Genomic DNA, 4,692 nt, shown 5'->3' on the forward strand with positions numbered 1-4,692 from the left:
CCCCCCTAGATCCACCCCTCCACCCCCCCCGCCCACCCCCCCCGGGCCGCCGCCCCGACCCGCTCCGCGGCCGGCCCCCCCCCCCCCCCGACGCTGGAGGTCGCCGTCCTGGCCGCGACGCTGGTGGAGGATCGACACCCCGCGCTGGCGCAGGTGAGCTCCACCGATCCGCGCCACCCGTGGCGGCGGGCGCTGGACACCGCCGCGCTGCTGCGTGCGGCCGTGTTCGCGCCGGTGCGGGCCTTGACCCTCGCCGCCCGGGAGCGGGCGCTGAGCGGCTCCGCGCGGGCCGGGCGGCACGATCCCGACCCGCTCGCGCTGCGGCACGCCCTGCGGGTCCACTGCGTCCTGGCCGCGGCGGCGGCCGCAGGGCAGGCACCGACGCGTGCCGACGCCGGCCGGTACGTGCGCGAGCAGCGGTCGACGGCCGTGCTGCTCGGCGCCGAACCCGACGACCTGCCCGGCACCCTGGCCGAGGTCGGTGCCGACGTCGCGCGCGTGCGGGCGGGTCTGCGGCCGGCAGGACCGCTGCTGGTCCCGGCCGACGGGCTCGGGGACGACTGGGCCCGGACGTCGGTGCTGGCCCTGGCGCTGCTGCCGTCCTGGGCCCGTCCGGTCCCCTCCCCGATCTCGCGTGAGGAGCTGGCGACCGGGCTGCGGGGTCTGGGCGAGGACCCGCCGCGGCGGTGAGGCCTCAGGCCTCGCCCAGGACGAAGGTGCGCACGGCGTCGGCGACGAGCTGCACGGCGATGGCCGACAGCAGCAGACCGGCCACCCGGGTGACCAGCAGGACCCCGGAGTCGCCCAGCAGCTTGTGCACCACGCCGGCGAAGCGCATGGCCAGCCACAGCGTGACGTGCACGGCCACCACGCCCAGGGCGATGGCCAGCCGGTCGTCCCAGCCGTGCGACTGCTGCACGAAGACCATGGTCGCGACGATGGCGCCCGGCCCGGCCAGCAACGGGGTCCCCAGCGGGACCATCGCGACGTTCACCCCGACCGTGCTGGTCGGTTCGTCGCCCTTGCCGGTCAGCAGTTCCAGGGCGATGAGCAGCAGCAGCAGCCCACCGGCGGCCTGCAGCGCGGGCAGGCTGATGTGCAGGTAGTCCAGGATCCGCTGACCGAAGACGGCGAACGCGACGATGACGCCGAAGGCGACGAGGACGGCCTGCCGGGCCGCCCGGGACCGCTCGGCCACGCTGAAGCTGGAGGTCAGGCCCAGGAAGATCGGGACCGTTCCGAGCGGGTCCATGATGACGAAGAGCGTGACGAAGCTCTCCCCGAACAACTGCCAGTTCACGCGCTGCCGGCTCCCTGCGACGGGCTCGTCGCGGCGGCGAGCTCGTCGATGCGTTGCAGCGACTCGGGATCGGTCGTGTTCTCGCCCAGCAGGTTCCGCTTGCCCGTCCCGTGGTAGTCGCTGGAGCCGGTGACGAACAGGTCCAGCGAGCGGGCCAGGTCGCGCAGGTGGGAGCGTTCGGCGTCGGAGTGGTCGCGGTGGTCGACCTCGAGGCCGGCCAGCCCCGCCTCGACCATCGCCTCGATGTCGACGTCGCCGATGCAGCTGCCGCGCTTGGAGGCGGCCGGGTGCGCGATGACCGGGACCCCGCCGGCGTCGCGGACGCGGCGGACCGCCTCGACCGGGTCCGGCGCGGTCTGCGGGACGAAGTACTTGCTGCGCCCGGACAGCAGCGTCGCGAACGCCTCGTCCCGGTCGGCGACGACCCCGCGGGCCACCAGCGCGTCGGCGATGTGCGGCCGGCCGATGGTCGCGGTGCCGTGGACGTGCTCCAGGACGTCCTCCCAGCGCAGGCCGGTGTCCGGGGAGAGCCGGTCGACCATCAGCCGGGCGCGGCTCTCGCGGGAGGTGCGCGACCCGGTCAGCATCCGGGTCAGCGGGCCGTCGGTGGGGTCGTGCAGGTAGGACAGCAGGTGCACCGACACGCGCCGCAGCAGGCAGCTGATCTCGACACCGGGCACGAGGCGCAGCCCGAGCCGGTCGGCGGCCGCGGACGCCTCGGCCCACCCGGAGCTGGTGTCGTGGTCGGTGAGGGCGACGACGTCGAGACCGGCGTGCGCTGCGGAGGCGACGACGTCGGCAGGGGACTGGGTCCCGTCCGACGCGATGGAGTGCGTGTGCAGATCGATGCGCACCCCACGAGCTTACGCCGCGTGAGCGACTGGTCCGGTCAGGAGCGTGCGGGGGCCGCGGTCGTCCCCCACCGCAGCCGCGGGGACAGCGCACCGCACGGCACGTCCAGCGCGTGGTCGGGGTCGCGCAGGTCGACGAGCTCGAGGTCGTCCAGCAGCGTGACCCCGGCCGCCGCGGGCCACAACAGCGCCCACAGCCAGACGGCGCGGGCCTCCCCGACGAGCACCGCCCGGTCCCCCTCGGCCGGGACCGGCCACAGCGGCGTCGCGGCGCCACCGGCGTGCAGCCGGACCGCGGGCGGGCCGGCGACCAGTCCCTCACCGGGGTCGACGTCGTCGCGGCCGGCCAGGTGCGCGCCCAGGCCGATCCCGGGCTTCTCCGAGACGAGCAGCAGGTCGGCGACCGGAGAGACACCCGGGGGGCCGTGGTGCGGCCCGCTGACGGCCACGACGACGGCCTGCGCCTCGTGCCGCTCGTCCCGCACGCACCGGGTTCCGGTCACCAGCCAGCCGTCCGGCAGGGGCCACGGCAGCCACACGGGGACCTCGGAGTGCCGGGCGATCCACGCCAGGTGCTCGGCGTCCGCGGCGTGCGCGGGCTGCAGCGGGACCACCTCGCCGTGGACCGCGCAGGTCGCCGACGAGTGCCAGATGTTCGGTGCCCGCACCGCGTCGTCGCAGCGGGGACACGTTCCCGAACCGCCCATACCCCACGGTGGCCCCGACAGGCGTTGAACGTCAACCTGTGCTCACGCAGAGTCACGATCGACGGGTGGTGGGGACACCGCGCACCGGTCCGGGCGAGAATGGCGGGGTGACTTCGCAGACGACCACCGGCACGCCCGACGCCACCGACTCCGTCGAGGAGGTCCTCGACGTGCAGGCTCCCGAGGCCGAGGGTCCGACGGTGGCCAGCGCGGAGGAGAACGAGAAGTCGCACCGCTCGACACCGCGCTCGGCCGCGTTCCGCGCGTTCATCGCGCAGGGCTGGGGGCCGGCCCCGGCCGAGGACCTCACTGCCGGGTCCGCCGCACCGTTCGCCGCCCGTCGCCGCGAGGTGCTCTCGTCGTTGTTCCCCGGAGAGGTCCTCGTCGTCCCGGCCGGGTCCCTGGTGCGGCGCTCGAACGACACGGACTACCGGTTCCGCCCGCACTCCGCGTTCGCCCACCTGACCGGGCTGGGCACCGACCGGGAGGCCGACGCCGTCCTCGTCCTGCACCCGCGCGAGCAGGGCCACGAGGCCGTCCTGTACGTCCGCCCGCAGGGCAGCCGGGAGTCGGAGGAGTTCTTCGCCGACGCCCGCTACGGCGAACTGTGGGTGGGGCCGCGACCGTCGCTGACCGCGCTCGCCGCCCAGACCGGCATCACCTGCCACGACGTCGCGGCGCTGGCCGACGAACTCGGCGCGGGCCTGGAGCAGGCGAAGGGTTCCCGGCTGCTGGCCGACGCCGACCCGGCCGTGACCACCCTCGTCGCGCCGCTGCGCGGAGACGTCCCCGAGCACGCCGACGACGAGTTCGTCACGGCGTTGTCGGAACTGCGGCTGGTCAAGGACGCGTACGAGATCGGCCAGCTGCGCGAGGCCGTCGCCGCCAGCGCCCGGGGTTTCGAGCAGGTCGTGCGGTCGCTGCCTCAGGCCGTCGGCCACCCCCGCGGCGAACGTGTCGTGGAGGCCGCGTTCGACGGCAACGCCCGCGTCGACGGCAACGGCGTGGGGTACGAGACCATCTCCGCCGCAGGCGATCACGCCTGCACCCTGCACTGGATCCGCAACGACGGCCCGATCTCGGCGGGGCAGTTGCTGCTCGTCGACGCCGGTGTCGAGGTGGACTCGCTCTACACCGCCGACGTGACCCGGACGCTGCCGGTCGACGGCACGTTCTCCGACGCCCAGCGCCGCGTCTACCAGGCCGTCCTGGACGCCGCCGACGCCGCGTTCGCCGTGGCCCGGCCCGGCGTGAAGTTCCGCGAGGTGCACGAGGCGGCCATGAAGGTCGTCGCGGACCGGTTGTCGGCGTGGGGCATGCTGCCCGTCGACGCCGCGACGTCGCTGGAGCCCGAGGGCCAGTACCACCGCCGGTGGATGCCGCACGGCACCAGCCACCACCTCGGACTGGACGTGCACGACTGCGCGCAGGCCCGACGCGAGATGTACCTCGAGGCCGAGCTGCGCGAGGGGATGGTGTTCACCATCGAACCGGGGATCTACATCAAGAGCGAGGACGAGCTGGCCCCCGCCGAACTGCGCGGGATCGGGGTGCGGATCGAGGACGACGTCCTCGTGACGGCCGACGGGGTGGAGAACCTGACCGCCGCGCTCCCCCGCGACCCCGACGCCGTCGAGGCGTGGATGGCCTCGCTGCGCTGAGCCGCCCGTTCGGGCGCGCGGTGAGCCCGCGCCCGTTCACCGCGCACGCGGTGACAGCGCGCTCGAACCCCGACGCGCATCCCGACCCGGGGGGGGGGGGGGGGGGGGGGGGGGGGGGGGGGGGGGGGGGGGGGGGGGGGCGGGGGGGGGCGGGGGGGGGGGGCGCCGCCGGG

At 75.4% G+C, this 4,692-nt stretch carries 5 protein-coding genes; 2 read left to right on the forward strand and 3 right to left on the reverse strand.

What is annotated here, in order from left to right:
• Positions 1-108: 108 nt before the first annotated feature.
• Entirely contained in the window at positions 109-690 is a 582-nt protein-coding gene (locus ACRYR2_RS24890; RefSeq protein ID WP_432565693.1) for an oxygenase MpaB family protein, read from the forward strand.
• Between the two features lie 4 nt (positions 691-694).
• Here ACRYR2_RS24890 and ACRYR2_RS24895 read toward each other — a convergent pair whose 3' ends face one another.
• The 3 genes from ACRYR2_RS24895 to ACRYR2_RS24905 are packed head-to-tail and all read right to left on the reverse strand — an operon-like array spanning position 695 to position 2,858.
• Positions 695-1,300 carry a MarC family protein gene (locus tag ACRYR2_RS24895; RefSeq protein WP_432565689.1) on the reverse strand — a complete coding sequence of 202 codons (606 nt, stop codon included), beginning with the start codon at positions 1,298-1,300 and terminating at the stop codon, positions 695-697.
• A complete protein-coding gene (locus tag ACRYR2_RS24900) occupies positions 1,297-2,154 on the reverse strand; it encodes a PHP domain-containing protein (RefSeq protein ID WP_432565690.1) in 858 nt (285 codons plus the stop codon). Before ACRYR2_RS24900 ends, ACRYR2_RS24895 begins: the two co-directional genes overlap by 4 nt.
• Positions 2,155-2,189: 35 nt before the next feature.
• Positions 2,190-2,858 carry a DUF6758 family protein gene (locus tag ACRYR2_RS24905; protein ID WP_432565691.1) on the reverse strand — a complete coding sequence of 223 codons (669 nt, stop codon included), beginning with the start codon at positions 2,856-2,858 and terminating at the stop codon, positions 2,190-2,192.
• Between the two features lie 107 nt (positions 2,859-2,965).
• On the opposite strand from ACRYR2_RS24905, the gene ACRYR2_RS24910 reads away from it, so the two are divergent.
• Positions 2,966-4,519, forward strand: coding sequence for an aminopeptidase P family protein (locus tag ACRYR2_RS24910; protein WP_432565692.1), 1,554 nt, complete (start codon positions 2,966-2,968; stop codon positions 4,517-4,519).
• Positions 4,520-4,692: the final 173 nt, after the last annotated feature.

Origin of the sequence: Kineococcus deserti (assembly GCF_050871945.1) — a bacterium.
In the GTDB taxonomy this organism is placed as follows: Bacteria; Actinomycetota; Actinomycetes; order Actinomycetales; family Kineococcaceae; genus Kineococcus.